Below are 24,384 nucleotides of genomic sequence, written 5' to 3'. Positions count from 1 at the left end.
GGAGTGAGGGGGTGGGTGGGCCCTGCGGGGCTTTCCCCAATCCCACCCCTTCCCGAAACCGGGGGCCGCGCCCCCGGACCCCCGCTGATCGGCGCTCCGCGCCTCGTCCTCAATCGCCGGACGGGCTAAAACCTTGCCGGGGCGGGCTGAAACCTTGCCGCAGCGGCGAGATATATAGCCCCTCCGGCGTTTGAGGAGCGGGGGTCTGGGGGCAGCGCCCCCAGTTTCGGGAAGGGGTGGGATTGGGGAGCCCCCGGCAGGGACCCGGCCTCAGCCTCGGCGGCGGCGCGTCACGACCAGGGCGCCGCCCCCGACGAGGACCAGGGCTGCCGCTCCCCCGGCCACGTACGGGGTGGAGGAACTGCCCCCGGTCTCGGCGAGGTTGTCGTCGGGGGCCTCCTTCTTGGCGGCGACCGGCTGGGCGGGCTTGCCCTGGGGAGCGGGGTCGGCCTTCTGCGGCTCGGGCAGGGGCTTGGGCCCGGGACCGGGGGTGGTGCAGTTGGCGCCGGCCAGGGTGACCGTGCCGTCGACAGCCGCGACGCCGAGCTTCAGCGGGTCGACGGACACCTTGAGCCGCAGGGCGACCGCGGCGGCCGTACGGGACGTGGTGCGGGCCGATGACAGGTCGAGGCGGACGTCGCCGACGCCGGGGACGGACACCTGGGTGGTGCCAGAGGCCTTTACGGCGACGCGCTTGCCGAGCACGGTGACCCCGCCGAGCAGCTTGGACTCGGCGACGGGCCGCTTGCCGGACACGCACAGGGCCTTGGAGGTCACCTGGTCGACCTCGACGAGGGGCAGCACGGGCAGGCCGGGCAGGTGCACCTTCGCGCGGGCGATGTTGCTGTAGCCCTGGGCCGTGCCGCCCTTCACGGTGGCGCGCGCGGTCGCGACGTCCGCGCGCAGCACGCTGACGGGACGGCCCCCGTCGACGCCGTCCAGCTTCACGGTGAGCGCGGTCTTCTGGGCGCTCGCGGGCGCGGACACCTCGTTGAGGACGGCGTTCAGCGGGAGGTTCACGGTCTTGTTGAGCAGGGAGACGTTGAGGCCGGTGCGCAGGACGACGGCGTCGGCGCGGCCGCCGCGGTGGTCGTCGGTGGCGTGCGCGGTGCCCGCGGTGGCGAGGGCCGCGGCGACGACGGTGGCGGCGGTGAGCGCGCCGATGCGGCGCCCGGGCAGTCTGCGGAAGGCGTTGCTGGTCAAGGTGGTGGAACCCTCACTTGAGTCACGGAAGTACCGACCGCGCACGCCACACGGGGACATCGCGTGCGCGCGGCACCAGGGACGCCGGGAATGCGCCTGGCGGCGCCCTCCCGACTCCCGGAATCTTTACGCACTGAGAGTGAACAGTCAGCAACGCGGCGTGAGTTCACCCCAAGGAGAGGTTTCCGCCGATGTATTCGAATCCGTCGGCACGGGCGTTCCCTCAGGCCTCTCGCATCCCGCACGTGCCGGTGACAAGCGTGATCGGCACGTTGACAGCCGGGGCCGGGGCAAAGTTACGTACAACGAGCCGGACCCCGTCGCGTCACCCTCCGTCAACAGGAGCCGCATGCCTCGCAACGTCGTCCTGATCACCGCAGACCAGTGGCGCGGCGACTGCCTGTCCGCCGCCGGGCACCCCGTGGTCCGCACGCCGTACCTGGACCAACTGGCGGGGCGGGGCGCCCGGTTCGCCAAGGCGTACTCCGCGGTGCCGTCGTGCATCCCGGCCCGCGCCGCCCTGCACACCGGACTCGCGCAGACCTCGCACCGCCGCACCGGCTACCGGGACGGCGTGCCGTGGGAGTACCCGGTCACGCTGGCCTCCGAGTTCGGGCGGCACGGGTACCAGACGCGTGCCATCGGCAAGTTGCACGCTTTCCCGGAGCGCAACCGCATCGGGTTCGACGAAGTGACCCTGCACGACGGGTACCTGCACGCCGCCCGGGACCGGCGGGTCGACCCGCGCTTCCACGACGACTACCTGTCCTGGCTCGAACGGCAGCCCGGCGAGCACGCCGGCGCCGACTACGCCGACACCGGCCTCGACTGCAACAGCGTCGTGGCCCGCCCCTGGCCCCGGGCCGAGCCGCTGCACCCCACCAACTGGGTGGTGACCGAGGCCGTCGACTTCCTCTACCGCCGCGACGTCACCTCGCCCTTCCTCCTCCACCTCTCCTTCCACCGGCCCCATCCGCCCTACGATCCGCCCGCCTGGGCCTTCGAGCAGTTCCTCGGCGTGCCCCAGGAGGATCCCGTCGTGGGCGACTGGGCCGACTCCCTCGCCCACTGGCGCGACGACAGCCGGGCCGACGCCAACTACGCGACGTACGACGCCGAGACCGTCCGGCGCGCCCGCGCCGGCTACTACGGCCACATGGCCCACATCGACCAGCAGATCCAGCGCTTCCTCACCGTGCTCGCCGAGTTCGGGCTCGGGGACGACACGTGGGTGTGCTTCACCTCCGACCACGGCGAGATGCTCGGTGAGCACCGGCTGTGGCGGAAGGCCTATCCGTACGAGGGGTCCGCCCGGGTGCCCCTGCTGCTCGCCGGGCCGCCCGGCGCGCTGCCCCCCGGCGGGGTCGTCCCCGACTCCCTCGCCGAACTGCGGGACGTCATGCCGACGTTGCTCGACTGTGCGGGTCTTCCCGTGCCGGGCGGTCTCGACGGGTACAGCCTGCTTCCCGCGGCTCGGGGTGAGCCTCTTCCCTCGCCCCGGCCCTGGCTGCACGGCGAGCATGCCCTCTTCGGGGAGTCCATGCAGTGGGTCACCGACGGGGGCGAGAAGTACGTGTGGTTCTCCGGCAGCGGCCGCGAGCAGCTCTTCGACCTGGCCTCCGATCCCCAGGAGCGCCGTGACCTGGCCCTCTCCCGCCCGGACTCGGCGGCCCTCTGGCGAGCCCGCCTCACCGCCGAACTCAGCGGCCGCCCCGAGGGCTACGTCACGGACGGCACCCTGGTCCCGGGCCGCCCGCCGTTGGAGGTCCTGCCGGAGGCTCCCCAACCCCGCCCCTTCCCGTAACTGGGGCTCCGCCCCAGACCCCGCTCCTCAAACGCCGGAGGGGCTCTCCCCCACCCACCCGCCCCAACTCCCCCCGACTAACCAACAGCCCGGCACCCTCAGGCCCCCACACTTCCCGCCCACCTCTGGATGCTCCCACCCGGCCCCGGATACTCCCGGCCGACCCGGGATGTTCCCGGCCACCCCCGGATGCTCCCGCCGCTCCGCGATGCTCCCGGCCACCCCCGGATGTCCCGGCCGACCCGGGATGCTTCCGCCCACCCCCGGGATGCTCCCGACCGCCCCGGGATGCTCCCGGCCGTCCCGGCGACGTTCCCGCCCGCCCAGGGGAAGTTCCCGCCCACTCCGGAGAAGTTTCCGACCACCCGGGGGACTTCTCCCCCACCCCGGAGAGGTTCCGACCGCCCCGGGGACGTCTCCGCCCACCCCAGGGAAGTTTCCGACCACCCCGGGGAAGTTTCCGACCACCCCGGCGACGTTCCCCGACCACCCCGGCGACATTCCCCGCCCACCCAGGGAGCCCTCCAGCCCACCCCGGCGCTATTTCCAGCCCGTCCGGCGCTTGAGGACGAGGCGCGCAGCGCCGACTTCGGCGGGGGCCCGTCCCACCCGCACGGAACCCCCACCCCTTCCAGCCCGTCCGGCGTTTGAGGACGAGGCGCGGAGCGTCGATACGGGGTCCGGGGCGGAGCCCCGGGTTCGGGAAGGGGTGGGGTTGGGGAGCCCCCGGCAGGGCGCCGCCTCAGCCCACCACCCGCCCGTTCACCACCACCGCGGAGGGCGCGGCGAGGACCCGGACGTCGGCCCGGGGATCGTCCGCGTACACGACGAGGTCCGCCGGAGCGCCCTCGACGAGCCCGGGGCGCCCCAGCCAGGCCCGCGCACGCCACACGGCGGAGGACAGCGCCTCGACGGCCGGAATCCCGGCCTTGGTGAGCTCGGCGACCTCCCCGGCGATGAGGCCGTGGGCGAGGGCCCCGCCGGCGTCGGTGCCGGCGTAGACGGGGACTCCGGCGTCGTAGGCGGCACGGACGGTGTCGTAGCGGCGGGCGTGGAGCCGCCGCATATGGGCGGACCAGCGGGGAAACTTCGCCTCGCCACCGTCGGCGAGGCGCGGGAAGGTCGCGATGTTGACGAGGGTGGGCACGATGGCGACACCGCGGGAGGCGAAGAGGGGGATGGTGTCATCGGTGAGCCCGGTGGCGTGCTCGACGCAGTCGATGCCGGCCTCGACGAGATCCCGGAGGGAGTCCTCGGCGAAGCAGTGGGCGGTGACCCGGGCCCCGAGCCGATGGGCCTCGGCGATGGCGGCCTCGACGGCACCACGCGGCCAGCAGGCGGTGAGGTCCCCGGCGTCACGGTCGATCCAGTCACCGACGAGCTTGACCCACCCGTCACCGCGCCGCGCCTCACGGGCGACGTAGGCGACGAGGTCGTCGGGCTCGATCTCGTGGGCGTAGTTGCGGATGTAGCGCCGGGTCCGCGCGATGTGCCGCCCGGCCCGGATGATCTTCGGCAGGTCCTCGCGGTCGTCGATCCAGCGGGTGTCGGAGGGCGAGCCCGCGTCGCGCAGGAGCAGGGCGCCCGCGTCGCGGTCGGTGAGGGCCTGCTTCTCGGCGACGTCCGGCGCGACGGGCCCGTGGGCGTCGAGGCCGACGTGGCAGTGCGCGTCGACGAGGCCGGGCAGCGCCCACCCCCGGACGGTGAGCACGTCCCCGGCGGCGGGCCGCCGGTAGGTCACCCGCCCGCCGACCACCCACAGCTCGTCGCGTACGTCCTCGGGCCCTACGAGCACCCGCCCCTTCACGTGCAGCACCGCGCGTTCGCTCATGTGCGTCAGCTTAGACAGCAGCGTGGGAGGCGACAGGGCTGACGGGGGCGGTGGGTACGCTCGACGGCGAGAGACCGGGGGCCGAGCCCCGCGGCCGCCTCACCGACCCGCCGTAGAGACCCCGTTACCGAAGCGAGCAGCAGCGTGACCCACCCCTTCCTTGACCTGGCGCCGCTCGGCGCCGCGCATTTCGCCGCCATCGAGGACCGGGTGGCCCGGCTCCTGGACACCGAGCAGGACGTCGTGATCATGCAGGGCGAGGCGCTGCTGCCCCTGGAGGGCTGCATCAGGGGCGCCGCCCGGCCCGGCACGAAGGCCCTGAACGTGATCACCGGTCCGTACGGGCAGACCTTCGGGAACTGGCTGCGGGACTGCGGCGCGAGCGTCGTGGACCTCGCGGTGCCGTTCCACACCGCCGTGACGGCCGCGCAGGTCGAGGCGGCCTTCGCGGAGCACCCGGACATCGACTTCGTGTCCCTGGTGCACGCGGAGGCGGCGACCGGCAACACCAATCCGGTGGCGGAGATCGGGGAGGTCGTACGGGCGCACGGCGCGCTGTTCATGCTGGACGCGGTGGCGTCGGTGGCCGCCGAGCCGCTGCTCCCTGACGCGTGGGGCGTGGACCTGTGCGTGATCGGCGCGCAGAAGGCCATGGGCGGTCCCGCGGGTGTGTCGGCGGTGTCGGTGAGCGAGCGCGCCTGGCAGCGCATGGCCGCCAACCCCGAGGCCCCGCGCCGCTCGTACCTCTCCCTCCTGGACTGGAAGGAGCGGTGGATCGACGGCGGCCGCAAGGCGCTTCTGCACGCCCCGGCGCAGCTGGAGATGCTGGCCCTGGAGGCGTGTGTGGAGCGCATCGAGGCGGAGGGCCTGGCCGCGCTGACGGTGCGGCACGCGACGGCGGCGACGGCGACGCGCGCGGGCGCCCTCGCGCTCGGCGGCGGTCTGGAGCCGTACGTGTACGAGGCCGCGGACGCCGCGCCGGTCGCGACGACGCTGCGGGCGCCGCGGGGCGTGGACGCCTCCGACCTGGTGGCGCGGGCGCTGGCGGCCGACCCGGTGCTTCCGCTGGTGGCGGGCGGGGGCGCGCTGGCCAAGGAGATGATCCGGGTCAACCACTACGGCCCGGACGCGACGCGGGGCGTGGTGCACGCGTCCCTTGCGGCGCTCGGTGCGGCGATGGGTGAGGCGGGACTCGGCGTTGACCTGGAGGCGGCCCGGCGTGCCGTCACGGAGATCTGGGCGTAGGCCTGGGTGAGCGCCGGTCGGGCTCTTCCCTCCGGGACGGCCCGTCCGGCACCGCCGGGAATCGCGATTCACGCACCGCGATAAAGCGCTCCAGGGCAATTACCCCGTGCGCTTTCATGAATTCTTTATGAGTGCAGCTTCCCGTATTCTTCTGCCCGGTTTCCGAGACCCTAAACACTAAGGTTTCGCCAGCACCAAGCGCCGTAATTCGGGCACGTCTCATCGGGATTACGCCACTGTGACGCACTCCACAGCAAGCCCGTTTTGTCGGAAATAAATCAGGCAATACCGCCACAAAACCCTGGCTTTTCGTGCGGGCGCCCGCGCCTGCGTGATAACACATGGAAGCGCCGCGCGTAACCCCTTCCCCCGATGCAATCCCAGAAATTGCTCGGTAAATTCAATCCGCATGACCGCTGCACAAGCCGATCTACCGACCGACCTGCAAGCGAAATTCCGAGAAATGCCCGAGGGCCTGCGGCTCGACAGCCCCGACGTCGCCGACGGCGCCGCGATCTGGCGGATCGCCCGCGACTCGAAGGTCCTCGACCTGAACTCCTCGTACAGCTACCTGCTGTGGTGCCGCGACTTCGCGGCGACCTCCGTCGTGGCCAGGGACGCGGGCGGCGAGCCCGTCGGGTTCATGACCGGCTACCTCCGCCCCGACAAGCCGCGCACCCTGGTGGTCTGGCAGGTGGCCGTCGACCACGCGCAGCGTGGCCGCGGCCTCGCCGGTGCGCTGCTCGACGGGCTCGCCGCGAAGGTCGCCGCCCGCCCCGGGTTCGACGCCCTGGAGACGACCATCTCCCCGGGCAACACCGCCTCCGAGCGCCTGTTCACCTCGTTCGCCGAGCGCCACGGCGCCCGCGTCGAGCGGACCGTGCTGTTCGACGCGGCCCTGTTTCCCGGCGACGACGGCGGGCACGAGCCCGAGGTCCTGTACGACATCGCCCCACTGTTCCGCTGACCGGCCGGCAGCCGCGCCGCCGGAGGCCCGACGCACCGTCACATGCCCCCGGCACGATCCCAGTCCACTCAAGCCCCTCACGATCAATCCATCTCCCAGGAGATCCGCTGTGACCATCACCCAGCCCGACCTGAGCGTCTTCGAGACCCTGGAGTCGGAGGTGCGCAGCTACTGCCGCGGTTGGCCCACTGTCTTCGACCGCGCGCAGGGCAGCCGCATGTTCGACGAGGACGGTCATGAGTACCTCGACTTCTTCGCGGGGGCCGGCTCGCTCAACTACGGCCACAACAACCCCGTGCTGAAACGCGCCCTGATCGACTACATCGAGCGGGACGGCGTCACCCACGGCCTCGACATGTCGACGACCGCCAAGCGCGCCTTCCTCGAGACGTTCCAGAACGTCATCCTGCGCCCGCGCGACCTGCCGTACAAGGTCATGTTCCCGGGCCCGACGGGCACCAACGCGGTGGAGTCCGCGCTGAAGCTGGCCCGCAAGGTCAAGGGCCGCGAGTCGATCGTGTCCTTCACCAACGCCTTCCACGGCATGTCGCTCGGCTCGCTCGCGGTGACCGGCAACGCCTTCAAGCGGGCGGGCGCGGGCATCCCGCTGGTGCACGGCACGCCGATGCCGTTCGACAACTACCTGGACGGGCGCACCCCCGACTTCATCTGGTTCGAGCGCCTCCTGGAGGACTCAGGGTCGGGCCTGAACCAGCCCGCCGCCGTGATCGTGGAGACGGTCCAGGGCGAGGGCGGCATCAATGTCGCGCGCGCCGAGTGGCTGCGGCAGCTCGCCGACGTCTGCAAGCGCTGGGACATGCTGCTGATCGTCGACGACATCCAGATGGGCTGCGGCCGCACCGGCCCCTTCTTCTCCTTCGAGGAGGCGGGCATCGTGCCGGACATCGTGACGGTGTCCAAGTCCATCAGCGGCTACGGCCTGCCCATGTCGCTCTGCCTGTTCAAGCCCGAGCTTGACGTGTGGGAGCCGGGCGAGCACAACGGCACCTTCCGCGGCAACAACCCGGCGTTCGTCACGGCGGCCGCCGCCCTGGAGACGTACTGGGCCGACGGCTCGGCCATGGAGAAGCAGACCCAGGCCCGCGGTGAGCAGATCGAGCAGGCCCTGGTCGCGATCGCCGACGAGAACGGCGACGCCATCGTGGAGTACCGCGGCCGCGGCCTGGTCTGGGGCATCGAGTTCCGTGACAAGCCGCGCGCGGGCGCCATCGCCAAGCGCGCCTTCGAGCTCGGCCTGCTCATCGAGACATCGGGACCCGAGAGCGAGGTCGTCAAGCTGCTCCCGGCCCTCACCATCACGGCCGAGGAGCTCGACGAGGGCCTGCGCACGCTCGCCCGCGCGGTCCGCGAGACCGCCTGACCACGCACACCGCACGCACAGACAAGGAAACGACTCACCGTGATCGTCCGCTCGTTCAAGGACATTGAAGGCACCGACCGGCACGTCAAGGCCGCGTCGGGCACCTGGGAGAGCAAGCGCATCGTGCTCGCCAAGGAGCGCGTCGGCTTCTCGCTGCACGAGACCGTGCTCTACGCCGGTACGGAGACCTCCATGTGGTACGCCAACCACATCGAGGCCGTCGTCTGCACCGAGGGCGAGGCCGAGCTGACCAACGACGAGACCGGCGAGAAGTTCACCATCACGCCGGGAACGATGTATCTGCTCGACGGGCACGAGAAGCACACCATGCGCATCAAGAAGGACTTCCGCTGCCTGTGCGTGTTCAACCCGCCGGTGACGGGCCGCGAGGACCACGACGAGAACGGCGTGTACCCGCTGCTCACGGAGCCGGAGACGGTCTGAACCGCACGCTGCGGCAAGGCAATCCCGCACAGGGCCGTACGAGAGAGGAGAGGCAGGCAACACCATGACCACCGCACCCGGACGCACCGCCGACCTGTACCCGACCCGAGGCGCCGAAGAGGTCCTCATCGAGCGCAAGGACCCCGTGGTGTGGTCCACGCCGGGTACGCCGGGGCCCTTCACCGGCGAGGACCTGGCGGGGTTCGAACGTGACGGCTTCCGGGCCGTCGAGCAGCTGCTCACTCCCGCGGAAGTCACGGAGTACCACGCGGAGTTGGAGCGGCTCGTGAGCGACCCGGTGATGCGCGCGGACGAGCGCTCCATCGTCGAGCCGCGCTCCCAGGAGGTCCGGTCCATCTTCGAGGTGCACCGGATCAGCGAGGTCTTCGCCCGCCTCGCCGCCGACCCGCGCGTGGTCGGCAGGGCCCGCCAGATCCTCGGCTCCGACGTGTACGTCCACCAGTCCCGGATCAACGTCAAGCCGGGGTTCGGGGCGTCGGGCTTCTACTGGCACTCGGACTTCGAGACCTGGCACGCGGAGGACGGCCTCGCGAACATGCGGACCGTGTCGGTGTCGATCGCGCTCACCAAGAACCACGACACCAACGGCGGGCTCATGATCATGCCCGGCTCGCACCGGACGTTCCTCGGCTGCGCGGGCGAGACGCCGCGGGACAACTACAAGAAGTCCCTGCAGATGCAGGACGCGGGCACGCCGTCCGACGAGGCGCTGACCAAGCTCGCCGGGGAGTACGGCATCCGTCTGTTCACCGGCGAGGCGGGCTCGGCGACCTGGTTCGACTGCAACGCCATGCACGGCTCCGGCGACAACATCACGCCCTACCCGCGCTCGAACGTCTTCCTCGTCTTCAACAGCGTGGAGAACACCGCGGTCGAGCCGTTCGCGGCGCCGGTGCGGCGGCCCGAGTACATCGGGGCGCGGGACTTCACGCCGGTGAAGTGACCGTGCCTCACACATGAGTCGGCCCGGCATCCCACAGGATGCCGGGCCGACTCATGCGCGTGTGCTCCGGGTCGGCTACGCCGTCGGCAGCGCCGGGTAGTCCGTGTAGCCCGTGGCGTCGCCGCCGAAGAACGTCGCCTTGTCGGGCGTGTTGTACGGGCCGCCCGCCTTCAGGCGCGCGGGCAGGTCCGGGTTGGCGAGGAACAGGGCGCCGAAGGACACGATGTCGGCGGTGCCGTCCTCGATCAGGCCCAGGTCGTCGGGTCCCGTGGGCTCCTCGGTCGAGGGGTTCAGGATGAACACGCCACCGAACTCCTTGCGCACCCGCTGGACCAGGTCGCGGATCGGGCCGACCTCCATGACGTGCACGTACGCCAGGTTCAGGGCGCCGAGCTCCTTCGCGAGGGCGATGTAGGCCTCGTCCGGGTCGGGCTCGTGGATGCCGTTGAGCTCATTGCCGGGCGACAGGCGGATGGCCGTGCGCGCGGCGCCGATCTCGGCCGCGACGGCGCGGGACACCTCGACGGCGAAGCGGATGCGCTTCTCCGGGGAGCCGCCCCACTCGTCGTCGCGCTGGTTGGAGCCCGGCGCGAGGAACTGGTGGATCAGATAGCCGTTGGCGCCGTGCAGCTCGACGCCGTCGAAGCCCGCGTCGATCGCGTTGCGGGCGGCCTCGACGAACTCGCCGATGGTGGCGCGCACCTCGTCCCCGGACAGCTCGCGGGGCGTGATGAAGTCCTTCGGTCCCTCGTGCGTGTAGACCTGCCCGGCTGCGGCGATCGGCGAGGGGCCGACGTTGATCAGGCCGTCCGGGAGCAGCGAGGGGTGGCCGATGCGGCCCGCGTGCATGAGCTGGGCGAAGATCCGGCCGCCCTTGGCGTGCACGGCGTCGGTGACCTTGCGCCAGCCCTCGACCTGCTCGGCGCTGTGCAGGCCCGGGGTGTCCGGGTAGCCCTGGCCCACCAGGGAGGGCTGCACGCCTTCGGTGATCACGAGGCCCGCGCTCGCGCGCTGGGCGTAGTACTCGACGACGAGGTCGGTGGGGACGCCGCCCGCGCCCGCCCGGCTGCGGGTCATGGGCGCCAGGGCGATGCGGTTCGCGAGGGACACGCCGTGCAGGTCGATCGGGTCGAATGCGGTGGTCATCACAGCTCCAGGGCGTACGAAGATTGGTCGGCCAAGTAATTCAACCGAGAGCCACTGTAGCGCATTCCTTGGCCGACCAAGTTAATCTCGGAGGGGAACCAGGACGACACTGGTGGAGGATGGCGACGGCGGACAGGGCCGGGCCGGCGAAGGGCAGGAGCTGCGATGAAGGCCGAGACAGGGACGGCGGGGGCCGCGCAGGCCGACCCCGCGTGTAGCGAGCGGCTGCCTCTGGCCGCCCAGGACGGGCCGGTCAGCATGACGATCAGCCGGGTGGCCCGGCTGCACCGGATCGCGGCGGGCAAGGTCCTGAAGGGCCTCGGCCTCTACCCCGGCCAGGAATTCGTGATGATGCACCTGTGGGACGCGGGCCCGGTGCGCCAGTCCGACCTCATCAAGGCCGTCGACCTCGACCCGTCGACGGTCACCAAGATGCTCCAGCGCCTGGAGCAGGCCGGGCACGTACGGCGGCGCCCCGACCCGGACGACCGCCGGGCCGTGCTCGTGGAGGCGACCGACGCCAGCTGCGGCCTGCTCACCGAAGTACGGCGCTCCTGGGGCGACTTGGAGGACCACACCCTCGCCGGGCTCGACCCCGCCGAGCGGGCGGAGCTGGCCCGGCTGCTCGGCCGGGTCGAGACCAACCTCTGCGTGGAGACGGCGGACTGCCCGGAAGAGGCGGCGCGGCGGGCGGCGCTGCGCAGGTAGGGCGGGGCTTTCCGGGGCGGCGCGGCCTCGGCCCCGCCCCGGCCGTGCGGCCCGCCCCGGCTCCTCAGCTGTCGCCCAGAGCCTCCAGGAGCCGGTCCACGTCGGCCTCCGTGTTGTACAGGTGGAAGGCCGCCCGCAACTGCCCCGCGCGGTCCGACACCTCGATGCCCGCGGCGCTCAACTCGGCCTGGCGGACGCCGAGTCCGGGCACCGACACGATGGGCGAGCCCGGCGCGGCCACCGGCTCGTGGCCGCGCGCCGCGAGGCCGCTCCGGAAGCGGTCCGCGAGCGCCAGGTCGTGGGCGCGGATCGCGGCCACACCCAGCTCCTCGATCACGGCGAGGGAGTGCCGCGCGCCCGCGTACGCGAACAGGCTCGGGCTCTCGTCGAACCGCCGCGCGGAGCGGGCGAGCTCGGTGACCGGGCCGTAGCAGCTGTCCCAGGGGCGCTCGCCCGCGACCCAGCCCGCGAGCAGCGCGGGCACCCCGCCGAAGGCCCCGGGGGCGTCGGGGTCCTCGGGGCCGTCGGGGACCACGAAGAACGCCACGCCCCGCGGGCACGTGAGCCACTTGAAGGCCACCGACGACAAGAAGTCCACGTCGGCGATGTGCTCGACGAGGTCGAGCCAGCCCGTCGCCTGCGAGGCGTCCAGGTAGAGGCGGGCGCCGTGCGCGCGGGTCGCGGCGCGCAGCGCGGGCAGGTCGGCGATCCGGCCGTCCGCCGACTGCGCCGCCGAAACCGCGACCAGGGCGGTGCCCGGGCGCACGGACTCCGCGATCCGCTCCAGCGGGACGGCGCGGACCTTGAGGTCGGCGCGCATGTGGAAGGGGTTCACCGTCGAGCTGAAGTCGCCCTCGGCGGTGAGGACTTCGGCGCCCGCGGGCAGCGAGGCGGCGACCAGGCCGCTGTACACGGCGACGGACGCGCCCGCCGCGACCCGGCTCGGCGCCACCCCGACCAGGCGCGCGAAGGCGGCGCGGGCGGCCTCCACGTCCGCGAACATGTCGGCGGGGCGGCCCTCCGCCACGGACAGGGTCGCCTCGTGCATCGCCCGGACGGCGCGGCCCGGCAGGAGGCCGGTGCTCGCGCTGTTCAGGTAGGTGGTGCGGGGGGGTGAACTCGGAGCGTACGAGCTTCTCGAAGGCCGCCGGTGTCGTGGCGGGACTCGAAGCGGTCTGGACGGTCTGGACGGGGCCCTGGCCGGAAGTCTCCATGGGGTCACTGTGCCGCCTCGGCCGGGCCCGGTCCATTGCGGATGCCTGACCCGTACCGCTTAGCGACGCTTACTCATGGCCTCCGACCAGGGGGGATGTCGTCCGGCTCGGGTCAGGCGCCCGGCACCGCGCAGCCGTCCGGACCGCAGGCATCGCCGTCGGTGGTGTCAGCGGCACCCTCGGCGAGCACCGTCAGCGGCGAACGCGCGCCCCACGCCTGCTCCAGGGCCTGCGTGAAGACCTCCGCGGGCTGGGCGCCGGAGACGCCGAACTTCCGGTCGAGGACGAAGAACGGCACGCCGTTCGCGCCCAGCTCGGCCGCCTCGCGCTCGTCCGCGCGGACGGCTTCGGCGTACGCGTCGGGGTCGGCGAGGACCGCGCGCGCCGCGTCCGCGTCCAGGCCCGCGTCGGCCGCGAGGGCGATCAGGCGCTCGTCGTCGTCGAAGACCGAGCGCTCCTCGGCGAAGTTGGCGCGGTAGAACGCGCCGATGAGGCGGTCCTGGGCGTCCTGGCCGCCCTTCTCCTTCGCGAAGTGGAGGAGGCGGTGCATGTCGAAGGTGTTGCCGTGGTCGCGGCCCTCGGTGCGGTACGCGAGGCCCTCGGCCGCCGCGTTGTCGCCGAGGCGGCGCTCGGCGTCCTTCGCCTGGTCCTCGGTCATGCCGTACTTCTGCGCCAGCATCGGGATCACGGCGGCCGTGTCGCCCTTCGGGCGGTTCGGGTCCAGCTCGAAGGAGCGGTGGATCACCTCTACGGCGTCCTGGTGCGGGAAGGCCGCCAGGGCCTTCTCGAAGCGGGCCTTGCCCACGTAGCACCAGGGGCAGGCGATGTCGCTCCAGATCTCGACGCGCATGTGGTTCTTCCTCGGGTCGTACGAAACGGAGACGTCCTCCGCGTCTGTGCAACCCGGGGCCGGGCGTTTGCATTCCCGCCGCCTGGCTCACTCCGTACGGCTGCCGAAGCGGTGTGTGTTCGCGCGGATCCACGTGCGCAGGTGGGACAGGGGCTCCAGCGCGCTCCGGCCGAGGGGCGTCAGTTCGTACTCCACGCGAGGCGGGACCTCCGCGAAGACCGTGCGGTGCACCAGGCCGTGGTCCTCCAGGCGGCGCAGGGTCTGGGTGAGGACCTTGGGGCTGACGCCCTCCAGGCGGGTGCGGAGTTCGCCGAAGCGGTGGGGGCCGTCCTCCAGGGCGGTGATCGCCAGGCCCACCCACTTGGTGGCGAGCAGTTCGAAGATCTCTCGGCCCGGGCACAGCAGCCCGTAGATGTCGTGCCGGTGCTCCGCGGCCGTGGAGGGCGGAGTGAAGCGGCTCTGAGCTGTCATGGTTTCCAGAATATAGTTGGTGCCCTTGCGGGTGATCAGGCCCCGGGACATACGGTCCGGGCATGATCGAGAACACCGGTAACCCCGCCGTCGGCGTCGGCATCGTCGGCCTCTCCGCCCGCTCCGGCTGGGCCCCTCACTCCCACCTCCCCGCCCTCACCCGCCTGACCGGCTACGCCCTGCGCGCCCTGGCCGCGTCGACGCCGGAGTCGGCCCGCGCCGCGGGCGAGAAGTACGGGATCGACCGCGCCCACGCCTCCGCCGCCGAGCTGGCCGCGGACCCGGCCGTGGACCTGGTCGTGGTGAGCGTCCGCGTGCCCCGGCACCGGGAGGTGATCCTGGCGGCGCTCGCGGCCGGGAAGCACGTCCTGTCGGAGTGGCCGCTGGGCAACGGCGTGGTGGAGGCCGAGGAGCTGGCCGCGGCGGCGGCCCGCGCCGGGGTGCGGACCTTCACCGGGTTGCAGGCGCGTTCGGCGCCCGCCGTGCGGCACCTGCGCGACCTCGTCGCCGACGGATACGTCGGTGAGGTCCTGTCCACGAGCCTCGTCGCGTCGGGCCGCCGCTGGGGCCCGACCTTCGAGCCGGGCGGCGCCTACCTCCTGGACAAGGACAACGGCGGCACGATGCTCACCATCCCGTTCGGCCACACCGTGGACGCGCTGGCCCTGGTGCTCGGCGAGTTCACTCAGGTGTCGGCGACCACGGCCACCCGGCGGCCGGTCGTACGGGAGGAGGGCAGCGGGCGCGCCGTCCCGATGACCGCCCCGGACCAGGTCGCGGTCAGCGGGCGGCTCGCCTCCGGCGCCGTCGCCTCCGTGCACTTCCGGGGCGGGCTCTCGCGCGGCACCGACTTCCACTGGGAGATCAACGGCACGGACGGCGACCTGGTCGTGACCGGGGACCACGGGCATCTGCAGCAGGCCCGGCTGACGGTGCGGGGCGCCCGCGGCACGGACGCCGACCTCGCCGAACTGCCCGTCCCCGGACGGTACTTCGACGTCCCCGAGCTGGACGACCTGCGTGCGGAGCCCGCGTACAACGTCGGGATCCAGTACGCCCGCATCGAGCACGACCTGCGCGAAGGCACCGCCGCCGTGCCGGACTTCGCGCACGCCGCCCGGCGCCAGCGGCTGCTCGACGCGGTCGAGCGGGCCGCGGCGACGGGGACGCGCGTCACGCTCTGACGGCGGGACCGGACCGGCTCAGGAACCGTCGCGCAGGCCCTTGGGCCAGTTCGGGCGGAACTCGATCTCCTCGAACGTCACCACGCACCCCTCGCCCTGCGGCGACTGCGCGAGGAAGCCGACGAGCGCCGCGGCGGCGGCCTGCTCGTCGCCGAGCTGGAAGATGCGGACGAACGTCCAGTGCTCGCCGTCCGTCGACGCGTGGAAGGCAAACGCCGTGCCCGTGCGGCTGATCCGCAGCCAGACGCTGGAGCCGTCCACGACGAAGGCGTTGGCGTCGTCCGAGCGGCCCCGGGTGACCACCGTGCAGATGGTGGGACGGTCCGGGGAGCGCTCGAAGCAGAGCTTGGCCCACTCGCGCTCCCCCACGTGCAGGTAGAGCACGCCCGCGTCGAACGCGGCGGCGAAGCCGACGGTGACGCGGGCGATCAGCTGGAAGTCCCCCTCGGGCGCGCCGAGCAGCCGCGGCGCGTCGGACGCCGGGTCCAGGGCCTCGCCGGTGGGCGGCACGAAGCGGTCCTGGCGGGGTCCCGCCCAGCCGGTGAGGGCGCCGTTCTCGTAGGCCCAGTCGCCCTCGGGGCCGTACGGCCGCAAGGGGAAGGGGAGTTCGGGCAGGGTGAGGCTTCCGGTCTGCTTGGCGTTCATGCCGTCAGTGTTCCAGGCGACCGTCGTAGCGGCGCGGCAGACCGAGGGGATTGGCGTCGTGGAGTTCCGGCGGCAGGAGCGCCTCGGGGGTGTTCTGGTACGCGACGGGGCGCAGCCAGCGCTCGATGGCGGTGCCGCCGACGGACGTGGAGGTGCTGGTGGTGGCGGGGTAGGGGCCGCCGTGCTGCTGGGCGGGGGCGACGGCGACGCCGGTGGGCCAGCCGTCGACGAGGACGCGCCCGGCCAGCGGGGTGAGTTCGGCCAGGAGCCGGGTGCCGCGGCCGTCGGTGGCCGGGTCGCCCGCGGCCTCCTCGGCGGACAGGTGCACGGTCGCGGTGAGGTTGCCGGGGAGCCGGGCGAGCACCGCCGAGATCTCGGCCTCGTCCGCGTACCGGGCGACGACGGTGACCGGGCCGAAGCACTCCTCCAGGAGCAGGTCGTGGGGGCCCTCGGCGGTGAGGCGGGCGGCCGGGAGGGTGAGGAACCCGGCGGTGACGGTGTGCTCGTCGGCCGCGCCGGGCGCCACCGGGGCGCTCACGTCGGGCAGTTGGGCGCGCTCGACGACCCCGGCGACGAAGGTGTCGCGCATGCGGTGGTCGAGGAGCACCCCGGCGTCGGTGGCGCCGAGGCCTTCCGTCAGGGACTTCAGGAGGCGGTCGCCGCCCGCGCCCTCGGGGGCGAGGACCAGTCCTGGCTTCACGCAGAACTGGCCGGTGCCGAGGGTCATGGAGCCCGCGAGTCCGGTGCCGATCTGCTCGCCGCGCTCGGCGGCGGCGGCCTCGGTGACGACGACGGGGTTGAGGGAGCCGAGTTCGCCGTGGAAGGGGATCGGCACGGGGCGCGCGGCCGCCGCGTCGAACAGGGCGCGCCCGCCGCGTACCGAACCGGTGAAGCCCGCCGCCGCGACCAGCGGGTGGCGGACCAGGTCGACGCCCGCGTCGAAGCCGTGCACCAGGCCGACGACGGCCTCGGACAGGCCGTGGCGCCCGGCGGCCGCGCGCAGGACGGCGGCGACGCGCTCGGAGGTGTCGGGGTGGTCGGGGTGCGCCTTGACGACGACGGGGCAGCCCGCGGCGAGGGCGCTGGCGGTGTCGCCGCCGGGCACGGAGAAGGCGAAGGGGAAGTTGGAGGCGGCGTAGACGGCGACGACGCCGAGCGGGATCTTGTAGCGGCGCAGGTCGGGGACGGGGGGTGTGGCGGCGCTGTCGGGGTGGTCGATGACGACGCCGAGGTAGGCGCCCTCGTCGACGAGGTCCGCGAAGGCCCGCAACTGGTAGCGGGTGCGGGCCAGTTCGCCGGTGAGGCGGGCGGCGCCGAGGGCCGTCTCGGCGTCGGCGGTCGCGACCAGGTCGTCCTGGGCGGCGTCCAGGAGGTCGGCCGCGGTGCGCAGGAAGGCCGCGCGGACGGTGCGGTCGGCGAGGGCGGCGCGGGCCGCGTGCGCGGCCGTGACGGCGTGGTCGACGTCCTGCGCGGTGGCCTCGGCGGCGACCTGTGCGCGCCGCTTCCCGGTTCGGGGGTCCACACTCCAGACTGGTGCTGCTGCCACCGCGGGTTCCTCCAGGGTTGCCGTGCGAGCCGGTGTCCGCGGCCCGGATGTCACGAGCCGTTCACCGTGCGTCGGATCTGCTGCCACTCACCAGGGGCGTTCGATATGCTGAACGCCGTCCCCGATGATGAATCGCCGGGGACAGTGGAGACTATTTCCTGTCGGACGTGAGGGGTCAAGGGCGATGTCGGCTGGGGAGACGGGCGGGGGCGCGCAGGTCAAGTCCGCGGTGCGGACGGTGGAGTTGCTGGAGTTCTTCGCGGGGCGGCCCGGGATGCACGCCCTCGCCGACGTCCAGGAGGCCGTCGGGTACCCGAAGTCCAGCCTCTACATGCTGCTTCGCACCCTGGTCGAGCTGGGCTGGATCGAGACGGACGCGACCGGTACGCGGTACGGCATCGGGGTGCGGGCGCTGCTCGTCGGCACGTCGTACATCGACGGCGACGAGGTGGTCGCCGCGGCCCGCCCGACGCTGGACCGGCTCTCGGACGACACCACGGAGACGATCCACCTCGCCCGCCTCGACGGCACGAACGTGGTGTACCTGGCCACCCGCCAGTCCCAGCACTACCTGCGCCCCTTCACGCGCGTCGGCCGGCGCCTGCCCGCCCACTCCACCTCGCTCGGCAAGGCGCTGCTCGCCTCCCACACCGACGAGCAGGTCCGCAAGATGCTCCCCGAGACGCTGCCGTCGCTGACCGAGAACACGATCACCGACCGCGAGAAGCTGATCGAGGAGCTGCACGCGGTGCGCGAGCAGGGCTTCGCCGTGGACCGCGAGGAGAACACCCTGGGCCTGCGCTGCTTCGGCGTGGCCATCCCGTACCGCACGCCCGCGCGCGACGCCATCAGTTGCTCGGTGCCGGTGGCCCGGCTCACGCCCGCCCACGAGCAGATGGTCAAGGACGCGCTGTTCGACGCGCGGGACCGGCTGACGCTGGCCACGCGGCGGCTCTGAGGCCGAGCGGCGCACAGGCCGCGCGCGGGCTCCGACATCCACCGGCACGCCGGTCACGCGGGGGCGCTGAGGCCCACCCGCCCCGCCGCGCGGCCCACCCGCCCCGCCGCGCGGCTCCCCCGTCCCCTCCTCGCGGGCCGGTGCCCCCTCCCCCGTGCGGCGGAGGCGGTTCACCGGCAGGCAGGAGGTGGTGGGCGGGGCCGCGGCGGGAGCGTGGAGGCATGAGCCAGACACTCGTCCCCACCCCGGCCGCCGGCCGCGGCGCGCACCCCGCCCCCGGCAGGCTCCGGCCGCTGCTGCGCGCCGTCGCCGTGGCCGCCTGCCTCCCCTACCTCTCGCTGAAGGTCGCCTGGATCGCCGGGAGCCACATCGGCATCCCGGAGGGCAGCACCCTCCTCGACCACCGCGGCCTGATGGCCGTCGCCAACAGCGTCACCGTCCTCATGGACGGCGCCGTCATCGTCATCGCCCTGCTCCTGACCCGGCCCTGGGGCAGGCGCGTACCGGCCTGGCTGCTCGGCCTGCCCATGTGGGCCGCGACCGGGCTTCTCCTGCCGATCATGGCCGGGTTCCCGGCGCAGCTCGCCGTGCGGGCGTTCGGCGGATCGGTGAACAACGCCGAGGACACCGGCCGCGACGCCTTCCTCCACGAGTGGGTGTTCGGGGTGGTGTACGGCGGGTTCATCCTCCAAGGCCTCAGCCTGGGGCTGCTGTTCGTCCTGTACGCCCGCGACCGGTGGGGGCACCTGTGGCAGGGCCGCGTGGGGGACCTGCCGACGGCGGGCCCGGGCGGGCGCGCGACGCGGTTGTGCGCGGTGACGGCCGCGCTGCTCGCCCTGTACCCGGCCGGGCTGCGGCTGCTGTGGGCGGGCGGTTCGACGCTCGGCCTGAACGCGTCGCGCGCCGACGAGCGCACGTCCGACTTCCACGTCCTGTCCGCCCTGGACTTCGGCTACCTCGCCGCGGCCGTGGCGGGCGCCCTGGTCCTTGCGTTCCGGCGGCTGCCCGCGCTGCCCGTGAAGGTGCCGCTCGCGCTCGCCCTCGCCGGGTCGGCGGCGGTGGCGTGCTGGGGCGCCTGGATGTTCGTGACGTCGTTCGCGGGCACCACGGACGCCGCCGACCGGCCCACGTCCGCGATGCTCCTGTCCTACGCTGTGCAGATGATCATCGGAACGCTCGTGGCCGTCATGGGGGCACGCTTCCTCAAGGAGCGGGCGGCCTCGCGCGCCGAGAACACGGGGCGGACGGGCGCCGCGTGAGACAGCTCCCCCCGGACGGGGTGCGGCGGTTCGCCACGGCCCTGGCCGGGCGGCGGGCGCGGCGGCGGTGGATCCATCTGATCCTCGGCGGCGCGCTCGCCATGCCGTACGTGTTCGTCGGGTCGATGATGTCCGGCCCGCTGCTCGGCGAGAACATGATGTTCGGGTCGTTCGCCTCCCAGCTCCTGGCGTTCGCCTTCGGGCTCCCCCTCGCCGCGATCACCGCGCTGTTCCCGCTGACTCGGCCCATGTCGGTGGCGGCGGTGCGGGCGCTGTGCGGGGTGCCGGAGGCGTCCCTTGCCGACGGGCCGCCGCGGTCACGGGCCGCGCGGGGGCGCACCGTGGCCTGGTTCACGCTGCACCTCGGCTTCGGCGGGGTCCTCAGCGGGATGACGCTCGGGCTCGTGCCGTTCGCGACCTTCCAGATCCTGCTGCCGGTCTTTGTGGCCCTCGGGGGCTCCTGGCTCGGGCTGCCCGAGCACCTGCGGGAGCCCTGGGTGCTCGCGATCGGGCCGGTCACGGGCACCCTGTTCCTCGTCGCGCTCGCCGGGTGCGTGGCGGGGGCGGGCGCCCTGCTCGCCCGCTGGGCGCCGCTGCTGCTCGGGCCGACGCCCGCCGACCGCCTCGCCGACGCCGAGCGCCGCGCCGCCGACCTCGCCGTGCGCAACCGGCTCGCCCGCGAGCTGCACGACTCGGTGGGCCACGCGCTGAGCGCCGTCACGCTCCAGGCGAGCGCGGCCCGCAAACTGCTCGACCGGGACCCGGAGTTCGTCCGCGAGGCCCTGGCCGCCATCGAGGAGACCACCCGGCGGACCGTCGGCGAGCTGGACACCGTCCTCGGCGTGCTGCGCGAGGGCGGCGAACGCGGCTCGACGGCGCCGGCGCCCACGCTCGGCGGCGACCTCGCCGGGCTCCTCGACCGCACCCGGGCGGGCGGCCTGCGCGTCGACGCGGACATCGGCCCCGAGGTGCTCGGCACCTCGGGGTCCGGGTACTCCGGGTACGCCGAGGCGCTGCCGCCGATGGTGTCCCGCGAGGGCTACCGCATCGTGCAGGAGGCCCTCAGCAACGCCCTCAAGCACGCCGGAGCGGACACCGTCGTGACGCTGCGCGTCGCCCTGGACGGCTCCGGCCTGGAGATCGTCGCCGAGAACCCGCTGCCCGCCGCCGGGCCCGCGTCCACCCGCCCGGGCGGCGGCCACGGCCTCAGCGGCATCGCCGACCGGGCCCGCCTCCTCGGCGGCACCGCGCAGGCCGGACCCGTCACAGGACCGCCCGACACCGCCGCCCCGGCCGACGGCGCGGCCGCCACCACCTGGCGACTCCACGTACGACTGCCCCTGCAGGGGCCCGCATGACCCGCACGCCCCGGACGAACCGGACGCCCCGCACCGCCTGAACGACCCGCACGAAGGGACCCCCATGACCGACCCCGCCGCCCCGCTGCGCATCGTCCTCGCCGACGACGAGCGCATGGTGCGCACCGCGCTGCGCGCCATCCTCGCCGCCGAGCCCGACCTGGAGATCGTCGGCGAGGCGGCGACCGGCGCCGAGGCGGTGTCCGTGGTGCGCGAGCTGAGGCCCGACGTGGTGCTCATGGACGTACGCATGCCGGAGATCGACGGCATCCGTGCCACCGAGCAGATCCTCCAGACGATGCCCGAGCCGCCCCGCATCGTCGTCGTCACGACCTTCGAGAACGACTCGTACGTGTACGAGGCGCTGCGCGCCGGGGCGTCCGGCTTCCTCCTGAAGCGGGCCGAGGCGGAGGCGCTGGTGCAGGCGGTGCGCCTGGTCGCGCGCAGCGACTCGCTGCTGTTCCCGGCGGCCGTGCGGGCGCTCGCCGCCGAGCACGGGCGCGCCGAGACCGCGCAGGCGCCCTGGATCACGCGGCTCACCGGGCGCGAGAGCGAGGTCCTTCGGCTGATGGCGGCCGGGCTCACCAACGCGGAGATCGCCGAGCGGATGGAGGTCGGCCCGGCGACGGTGAAGACGCATGTGGCGGCGGTCCTCGCGAAGACGGGGGCGCGGGACCGCACACAGGCGGTGATCGCGGCGTACGAGGCGGGCTTCATGAAGAGCGCGTGAGCGGCACGCTTCATGAAGAGCTCCTGAGAAAACGGACACATCGCCGCAAGAGGGGAACGGAAAGCGGAGGCGTGCTCGTCCTTCTGTGGGATGAACAAGACGATCAGGCATACCTCGGTGTTCGTGCTGCTCCTGGTACTCGCCCTGCTTGTGCGGGCGACCTGGGTGCAGTTCCACGACTCGAAGGCACTCGCGGACGACCAGCTGAACCGGCGCAACGCGATCGAGCAGTACGCGTACCCGCTGGGCGACATCATCGTGGGCGGGGAGGCCGTCACAGGGTCGAAGCGCACGAAGGGCGGTGACCTGGCGTACAAGCGCACCTACAAGGACGGCCCGCTGTACTCCGCCGTCACCGGCTACAGCTCACAGGTGTACGGGGCCACCCAGCTGGAGGGCATCTACAAGGACCTCCTCGACGGCACCGACAACCGTCTCAAGAACCCCCTCGACACGCTCACCAACAAGCGTGCCGACCCCGGTGACGTCCTCACGACCATCGACCCGGCCGTGCAGAAGGCCGCGTACAAGGCCCTCGGCGACAAGAAGGGCGCGGCCGTCGCCGTCGACCCGAAGACCGGGAAGATCCTCGGCATGGTCTCCACGCCGTCCTACGACCCGTCGAGGATCAGCGGTTCCACCGACGGCGACGCCTGGAAGGCGCTCACCTCAGACGAGGACAAGCCGATGGTGAACCGCGCGCTGCGCCAGCCGCTGCCGCCCGGCTCGACGTTCAAGCTGGTCGTCGCGGCGGCGGCGCTGGAGAGCGGGCTCTACGGTTCGGTCGACGAGAAGACCGCGAGCCCCAACCCGTACACGCTGCCCGGGACCCGGACCGTCCTCAAGAACGAGAACTCCTCCGCGCCCTGCGAGGACGCGACCATCCGCACCGCCCTGCGGTACTCCTGCAACAACGTCTTCGCCAAGATGGCCGTCGACCTCGGGCAGGACAAGGTCAAGTCCCAGGCCGAGAAGTTCGGCTTCAACACCGACAAGCTGGACGTGCCCGTGCGGGCGGCGAAGAGCTCCTACCCGTCCGGGATGGACAAGGCACAGACCGCGCTCACCGGCATCGGGCAGTTCGACGTCACCGCCACGCCGCTGCAGATGGCGCTCGTGTCCGCCGCGATCTCCAACGGCGGGGAGCTGGCCTCCCCGCACATGGTGTCCAAGGTGACCGACGCGGACGGGAACGTGCTGCGGGACTTCGGTGACGAGGGCTCCGAGCGGGTGATGAGCGCCGGGACCGCCGAGGGGTTGCAGTCCGCCATGAAGACGGTCGTCGAGGAGGGCACGGGGACCAACGCGAAGATCGACGGGGCCGTCGTGGGCGGCAAGACCGGTACCGCTCAGCACGGCGAGAACAACTCCAAGACGCCGTACGCCTGGTTCACCTCGTACGCCAAGGGCGGTGACGGCAAGGAGGTCGCTGTCGCTGTGATCGTGGAGTCGTCCGACGCCGCGCGGTCGGAGGTCAGCGGGAACGGGCTGGCGGCGCCGATCGCTGCCGCGATGATGCGGGCGGCGCTGCGCTAGCTGTGCGGATTCAGTGCCGCCGCTTCGCGGCGGATCTCTCCCACCCTCCCCCAAGCTCTTAAAGAGCAGGGGGGACCCCCATCCCGTTTCCAGCCCACCGCGGGCTTCTGGCCGCCTGTGCCACGGCAGGCCGTCCGGCGTCTGCCGCCGGTCTGCCGGGTGGGCACGGACCGGTGCGGCCTATGGACGGCGGTTTCTCCACCGGCGCCACGCCAGGAACCCCGCCACCGGCACCGCCGCCCCCGCCAGGAGCCCCGTGACGTAGCCCAGGCCGGAGGCCGCGTCGCCGTCCCGGAGGGCCACGGTGACGCCGGACGCGGCGAGGGCGGTCGCCAGGAGACCCAGCAGCGCGTAGAAGCGGCGGCTCAGGAAGTGCCGGCGGGAGGGTGCCGACGGCACCGTCGAGAGTTCCGCCGCGGGGCCGAGGCTCGCCGCTCGGGGGCGTTTGAACCAGGCGTAGATCACCCAGTCGCCGCAGGCCTCCCAGCCCTCGGGCGCCAACCGCTCGTCGAGCCCTTCACGGCCCCGCGTGACCAGCTCCCGCCGGTACTCCCACCGCTGGGGGCGGTCCAGGTCCCGGTGGCAGACGAACCGGCCGAGGCCGTCGACCCGCCGCATCTCCCAGCCCTCGTCGCCGAACCGGCCGAGCAATTCCTCGTCGACGAAAGTGTCGGCGGTCCACCGCCACACCTCCACCCGCGAGTCCCCCTCGGCGGCCGGAAGCGGGTCCTCCCCCATCGACCCGGGCACCAGCTCCCGCGCGAACTCCTCGACCGGCCCGAACTCCTCCTCCGCAGTGCCCCCGCTCTCCGCGAGGTGCGCCGCGAGGTCCGCGACGGTCGTCCGGACGTGCCCGGCGGGCAGCCCCAGCTCACGCAGCCGCGCGCCGAGGTCGTCCCAGTACGCCGAAGCCGCCCCCGCCGTGTTCGTCGAGCTCATC

Annotated in this window: 21 protein-coding genes and 1 pseudogene; 13 read left to right on the top strand and 9 right to left on the bottom strand. The window is 73.0% G+C overall.

The window, feature by feature from the left end; genetic code table 11:
• Window positions 1-270 precede the first annotated feature (270 nt).
• Window positions 271-1,203 (bottom strand): SCO1860 family LAETG-anchored protein, encoded by a 933-nt coding sequence (locus tag OO63_RS34940; protein ID WP_030358888.1) that lies wholly within the window; start codon window positions 1,201-1,203, stop codon window positions 271-273.
• 349 nt (window positions 1,204-1,552) lie between these two features.
• Between OO63_RS34940 and OO63_RS34935 the strand changes: the two genes are divergently transcribed.
• Entirely contained in the window at window positions 1,553-3,007 is a 1,455-nt protein-coding gene (locus tag OO63_RS34935) for an arylsulfatase (protein WP_030358887.1), read from the top strand.
• A 742-nt stretch (window positions 3,008-3,749) separates the two neighbouring features.
• On the opposite strand, the gene OO63_RS34930 is transcribed toward OO63_RS34935, so the two are convergent.
• Window positions 3,750-4,838, bottom strand: coding sequence for an amidohydrolase family protein (locus tag OO63_RS34930; protein ID WP_030358886.1), 1,089 nt, complete (start codon window positions 4,836-4,838; stop codon window positions 3,750-3,752).
• A 144-nt stretch (window positions 4,839-4,982) separates the two neighbouring features.
• Between OO63_RS34930 and OO63_RS34925 the strand changes: the two genes are divergently transcribed.
• The 5 genes from OO63_RS34925 (at window position 4,983) to thpD (ending at window position 9,839) form a co-directional block, all read left to right on the top strand.
• Window positions 4,983-6,083: a pyridoxal-phosphate-dependent aminotransferase family protein gene (locus OO63_RS34925; RefSeq protein WP_030358885.1), complete on the top strand. Its 1,101-nt coding sequence runs from the start codon at window positions 4,983-4,985 to the stop codon at window positions 6,081-6,083.
• A 409-nt stretch (window positions 6,084-6,492) separates the two neighbouring features.
• Window positions 6,493-7,050, top strand: a complete 558-nt coding sequence (gene ectA / locus OO63_RS34920; RefSeq protein WP_078619547.1) for a diaminobutyrate acetyltransferase — start codon at window positions 6,493-6,495, stop codon at window positions 7,048-7,050.
• Between the two features lie 109 nt (window positions 7,051-7,159).
• A complete protein-coding gene (gene ectB, locus OO63_RS34915) occupies window positions 7,160-8,431 on the top strand; it encodes a diaminobutyrate--2-oxoglutarate transaminase (RefSeq protein WP_030358883.1) in 1,272 nt (423 codons plus the stop codon).
• Window positions 8,432-8,470: 39 nt separating this feature from the next.
• Window positions 8,471-8,875, top strand: coding sequence for an ectoine synthase (locus OO63_RS34910; protein WP_030358882.1), 405 nt, complete (start codon window positions 8,471-8,473; stop codon window positions 8,873-8,875).
• 64 nt (window positions 8,876-8,939) lie between these two features.
• Window positions 8,940-9,839, top strand: coding sequence for an ectoine hydroxylase (thpD, locus tag OO63_RS34905; protein WP_030358881.1), 900 nt, complete (start codon window positions 8,940-8,942; stop codon window positions 9,837-9,839).
• Between the two features lie 75 nt (window positions 9,840-9,914).
• Here the strand turns inward: thpD and OO63_RS34900 are convergent, their stop codons facing one another.
• Window positions 9,915-10,985 (bottom strand): alkene reductase, encoded by a 1,071-nt coding sequence (locus OO63_RS34900; RefSeq protein WP_030358880.1) that lies wholly within the window; start codon window positions 10,983-10,985, stop codon window positions 9,915-9,917.
• A 165-nt stretch (window positions 10,986-11,150) separates the two neighbouring features.
• On the opposite strand from OO63_RS34900, the gene OO63_RS34895 reads away from it, so the two are divergent.
• Window positions 11,151-11,693, top strand: a complete 543-nt coding sequence (locus tag OO63_RS34895; RefSeq protein WP_030358879.1) for a MarR family winged helix-turn-helix transcriptional regulator — start codon at window positions 11,151-11,153, stop codon at window positions 11,691-11,693.
• Window positions 11,694-11,757: 64 nt separating this feature from the next.
• On the opposite strand, the pseudogene OO63_RS41765 reads toward OO63_RS34895, so the two are convergent.
• The 3 genes and pseudogenes from OO63_RS41765 to OO63_RS34880 form a co-directional block, all read right to left on the bottom strand.
• A pseudogene (locus OO63_RS41765) lies at window positions 11,758-12,943 on the bottom strand (aminotransferase class V-fold PLP-dependent enzyme).
• Window positions 12,944-13,019: 76 nt separating this feature from the next.
• Window positions 13,020-13,757 carry a DsbA family oxidoreductase gene (locus OO63_RS34885; protein ID WP_030358878.1) on the bottom strand — a complete coding sequence of 246 codons (738 nt, stop codon included), beginning with the start codon at window positions 13,755-13,757 and terminating at the stop codon, window positions 13,020-13,022.
• 87 nt (window positions 13,758-13,844) lie between these two features.
• A complete protein-coding gene (locus OO63_RS34880) occupies window positions 13,845-14,228 on the bottom strand; it encodes a winged helix-turn-helix transcriptional regulator (protein WP_030358877.1) in 384 nt (127 codons plus the stop codon).
• Window positions 14,229-14,290: 62 nt separating this feature from the next.
• On the opposite strand from OO63_RS34880, the gene OO63_RS34875 reads away from it, so the two are divergent.
• The gene (locus OO63_RS34875; protein ID WP_030358876.1) at window positions 14,291-15,412 is read left to right on the top strand and encodes a Gfo/Idh/MocA family protein; all 1,122 of its coding nucleotides are present in this window, start codon (window positions 14,291-14,293) and stop codon (window positions 15,410-15,412) included.
• Window positions 15,413-15,430: 18 nt separating this feature from the next.
• Here the strand turns inward: OO63_RS34875 and OO63_RS34870 are convergent, their stop codons facing one another.
• Both OO63_RS34870 and OO63_RS34865 read right to left on the bottom strand, forming a co-directional pair.
• Window positions 15,431-16,057, bottom strand: coding sequence for a DUF1349 domain-containing protein (locus OO63_RS34870; RefSeq protein ID WP_030358875.1), 627 nt, complete (start codon window positions 16,055-16,057; stop codon window positions 15,431-15,433).
• Between the two features lie 4 nt (window positions 16,058-16,061).
• Window positions 16,062-17,603, bottom strand: a complete 1,542-nt coding sequence (locus OO63_RS34865; protein WP_030358874.1) for an aldehyde dehydrogenase (NADP(+)) — start codon at window positions 17,601-17,603, stop codon at window positions 16,062-16,064.
• A gap of 184 nt (window positions 17,604-17,787) precedes the next feature.
• Here OO63_RS34865 and OO63_RS34860 point away from each other — a divergent pair, with 184 nt between their 5' ends.
• The 5 genes from OO63_RS34860 to OO63_RS34840 all read left to right on the top strand — a co-directional run bounded on the left by OO63_RS34860 (window position 17,788) and on the right by OO63_RS34840 (window position 23,444).
• On the top strand, window positions 17,788-18,561 hold the full coding sequence (locus OO63_RS34860; RefSeq protein WP_030358873.1) for an IclR family transcriptional regulator: 774 nt from the start codon (window positions 17,788-17,790) through the stop codon (window positions 18,559-18,561).
• Between the two features lie 221 nt (window positions 18,562-18,782).
• Window positions 18,783-19,820: a hypothetical protein gene (locus tag OO63_RS34855; protein ID WP_033264745.1), complete on the top strand. Its 1,038-nt coding sequence runs from the start codon at window positions 18,783-18,785 to the stop codon at window positions 19,818-19,820.
• A gap of 20 nt (window positions 19,821-19,840) precedes the next feature.
• Entirely contained in the window at window positions 19,841-21,178 is a 1,338-nt protein-coding gene (locus OO63_RS34850) for a sensor histidine kinase (protein ID WP_030358889.1), read from the top strand.
• Window positions 21,179-21,242: 64 nt separating this feature from the next.
• Window positions 21,243-21,908 carry a response regulator transcription factor gene (locus OO63_RS34845; RefSeq protein ID WP_030358871.1) on the top strand — a complete coding sequence of 222 codons (666 nt, stop codon included), beginning with the start codon at window positions 21,243-21,245 and terminating at the stop codon, window positions 21,906-21,908.
• A gap of 90 nt (window positions 21,909-21,998) precedes the next feature.
• Window positions 21,999-23,444 (top strand): penicillin-binding transpeptidase domain-containing protein, encoded by a 1,446-nt coding sequence (locus OO63_RS34840; protein ID WP_030358870.1) that lies wholly within the window; start codon window positions 21,999-22,001, stop codon window positions 23,442-23,444.
• 180 nt (window positions 23,445-23,624) lie between these two features.
• On the opposite strand, the gene OO63_RS34835 is transcribed toward OO63_RS34840, so the two are convergent.
• The gene (locus tag OO63_RS34835; protein WP_051811464.1) at window positions 23,625-24,383 is read right to left on the bottom strand and encodes a hypothetical protein; all 759 of its coding nucleotides are present in this window, start codon (window positions 24,381-24,383) and stop codon (window positions 23,625-23,627) included.
• Window position 24,384 lies beyond the last annotated feature (1 nt).

Source organism: Streptomyces alboflavus (assembly GCF_000716675.1).
Taxonomy (GTDB): domain Bacteria; phylum Actinomycetota; class Actinomycetes; order Streptomycetales; family Streptomycetaceae; genus Streptomyces; species Streptomyces alboflavus.
Note: the sequence above shows the minus strand (reverse complement) of the source record. Positions and strands in the feature narration are given on the sequence as shown.

What these genes read in the sequence shown, in the direction of transcription:
- OO63_RS34935 (WP_030358887.1), top strand. Translation starts at nt 1,553, where the DNA reads ATGCCTCGCAACGTCGTCCTGATCACCGCAGACCAGTGGCGCGGCGAC.
- OO63_RS34930 (WP_030358886.1), bottom strand. Translation starts at nt 4,838, where the DNA reads ATGAGCGAACGCGCGGTGCTGCACGTGAAGGGGCGGGTGCTCGTAGGG.
- ectA (WP_078619547.1), top strand. Translation starts at nt 6,493, where the DNA reads ATGACCGCTGCACAAGCCGATCTACCGACCGACCTGCAAGCGAAATTC.
- thpD (WP_030358881.1), top strand. Translation starts at nt 8,940, where the DNA reads ATGACCACCGCACCCGGACGCACCGCCGACCTGTACCCGACCCGAGGC.
- OO63_RS34900 (WP_030358880.1), bottom strand. Translation starts at nt 10,985, where the DNA reads ATGACCACCGCATTCGACCCGATCGACCTGCACGGCGTGTCCCTCGCG.
- OO63_RS34895 (WP_030358879.1), top strand. Translation starts at nt 11,151, where the DNA reads ATGAAGGCCGAGACAGGGACGGCGGGGGCCGCGCAGGCCGACCCCGCG.
- OO63_RS34885 (WP_030358878.1), bottom strand. Translation starts at nt 13,757, where the DNA reads ATGCGCGTCGAGATCTGGAGCGACATCGCCTGCCCCTGGTGCTACGTG.
- OO63_RS34880 (WP_030358877.1), bottom strand. Translation starts at nt 14,228, where the DNA reads ATGACAGCTCAGAGCCGCTTCACTCCGCCCTCCACGGCCGCGGAGCAC.
- OO63_RS34875 (WP_030358876.1), top strand. Translation starts at nt 14,291, where the DNA reads ATGATCGAGAACACCGGTAACCCCGCCGTCGGCGTCGGCATCGTCGGC.
- OO63_RS34870 (WP_030358875.1), bottom strand. Translation starts at nt 16,057, where the DNA reads ATGAACGCCAAGCAGACCGGAAGCCTCACCCTGCCCGAACTCCCCTTC.
- OO63_RS34860 (WP_030358873.1), top strand. Translation starts at nt 17,788, where the DNA reads ATGTCGGCTGGGGAGACGGGCGGGGGCGCGCAGGTCAAGTCCGCGGTG.
- OO63_RS34855 (WP_033264745.1), top strand. Translation starts at nt 18,783, where the DNA reads ATGAGCCAGACACTCGTCCCCACCCCGGCCGCCGGCCGCGGCGCGCAC.
- OO63_RS34845 (WP_030358871.1), top strand. Translation starts at nt 21,243, where the DNA reads ATGACCGACCCCGCCGCCCCGCTGCGCATCGTCCTCGCCGACGACGAG.
- OO63_RS34840 (WP_030358870.1), top strand. Translation starts at nt 21,999, where the DNA reads ATGAACAAGACGATCAGGCATACCTCGGTGTTCGTGCTGCTCCTGGTA.
- OO63_RS34835 (WP_051811464.1), bottom strand. Translation starts at nt 24,383, where the DNA reads ATGAGCTCGACGAACACGGCGGGGGCGGCTTCGGCGTACTGGGACGAC.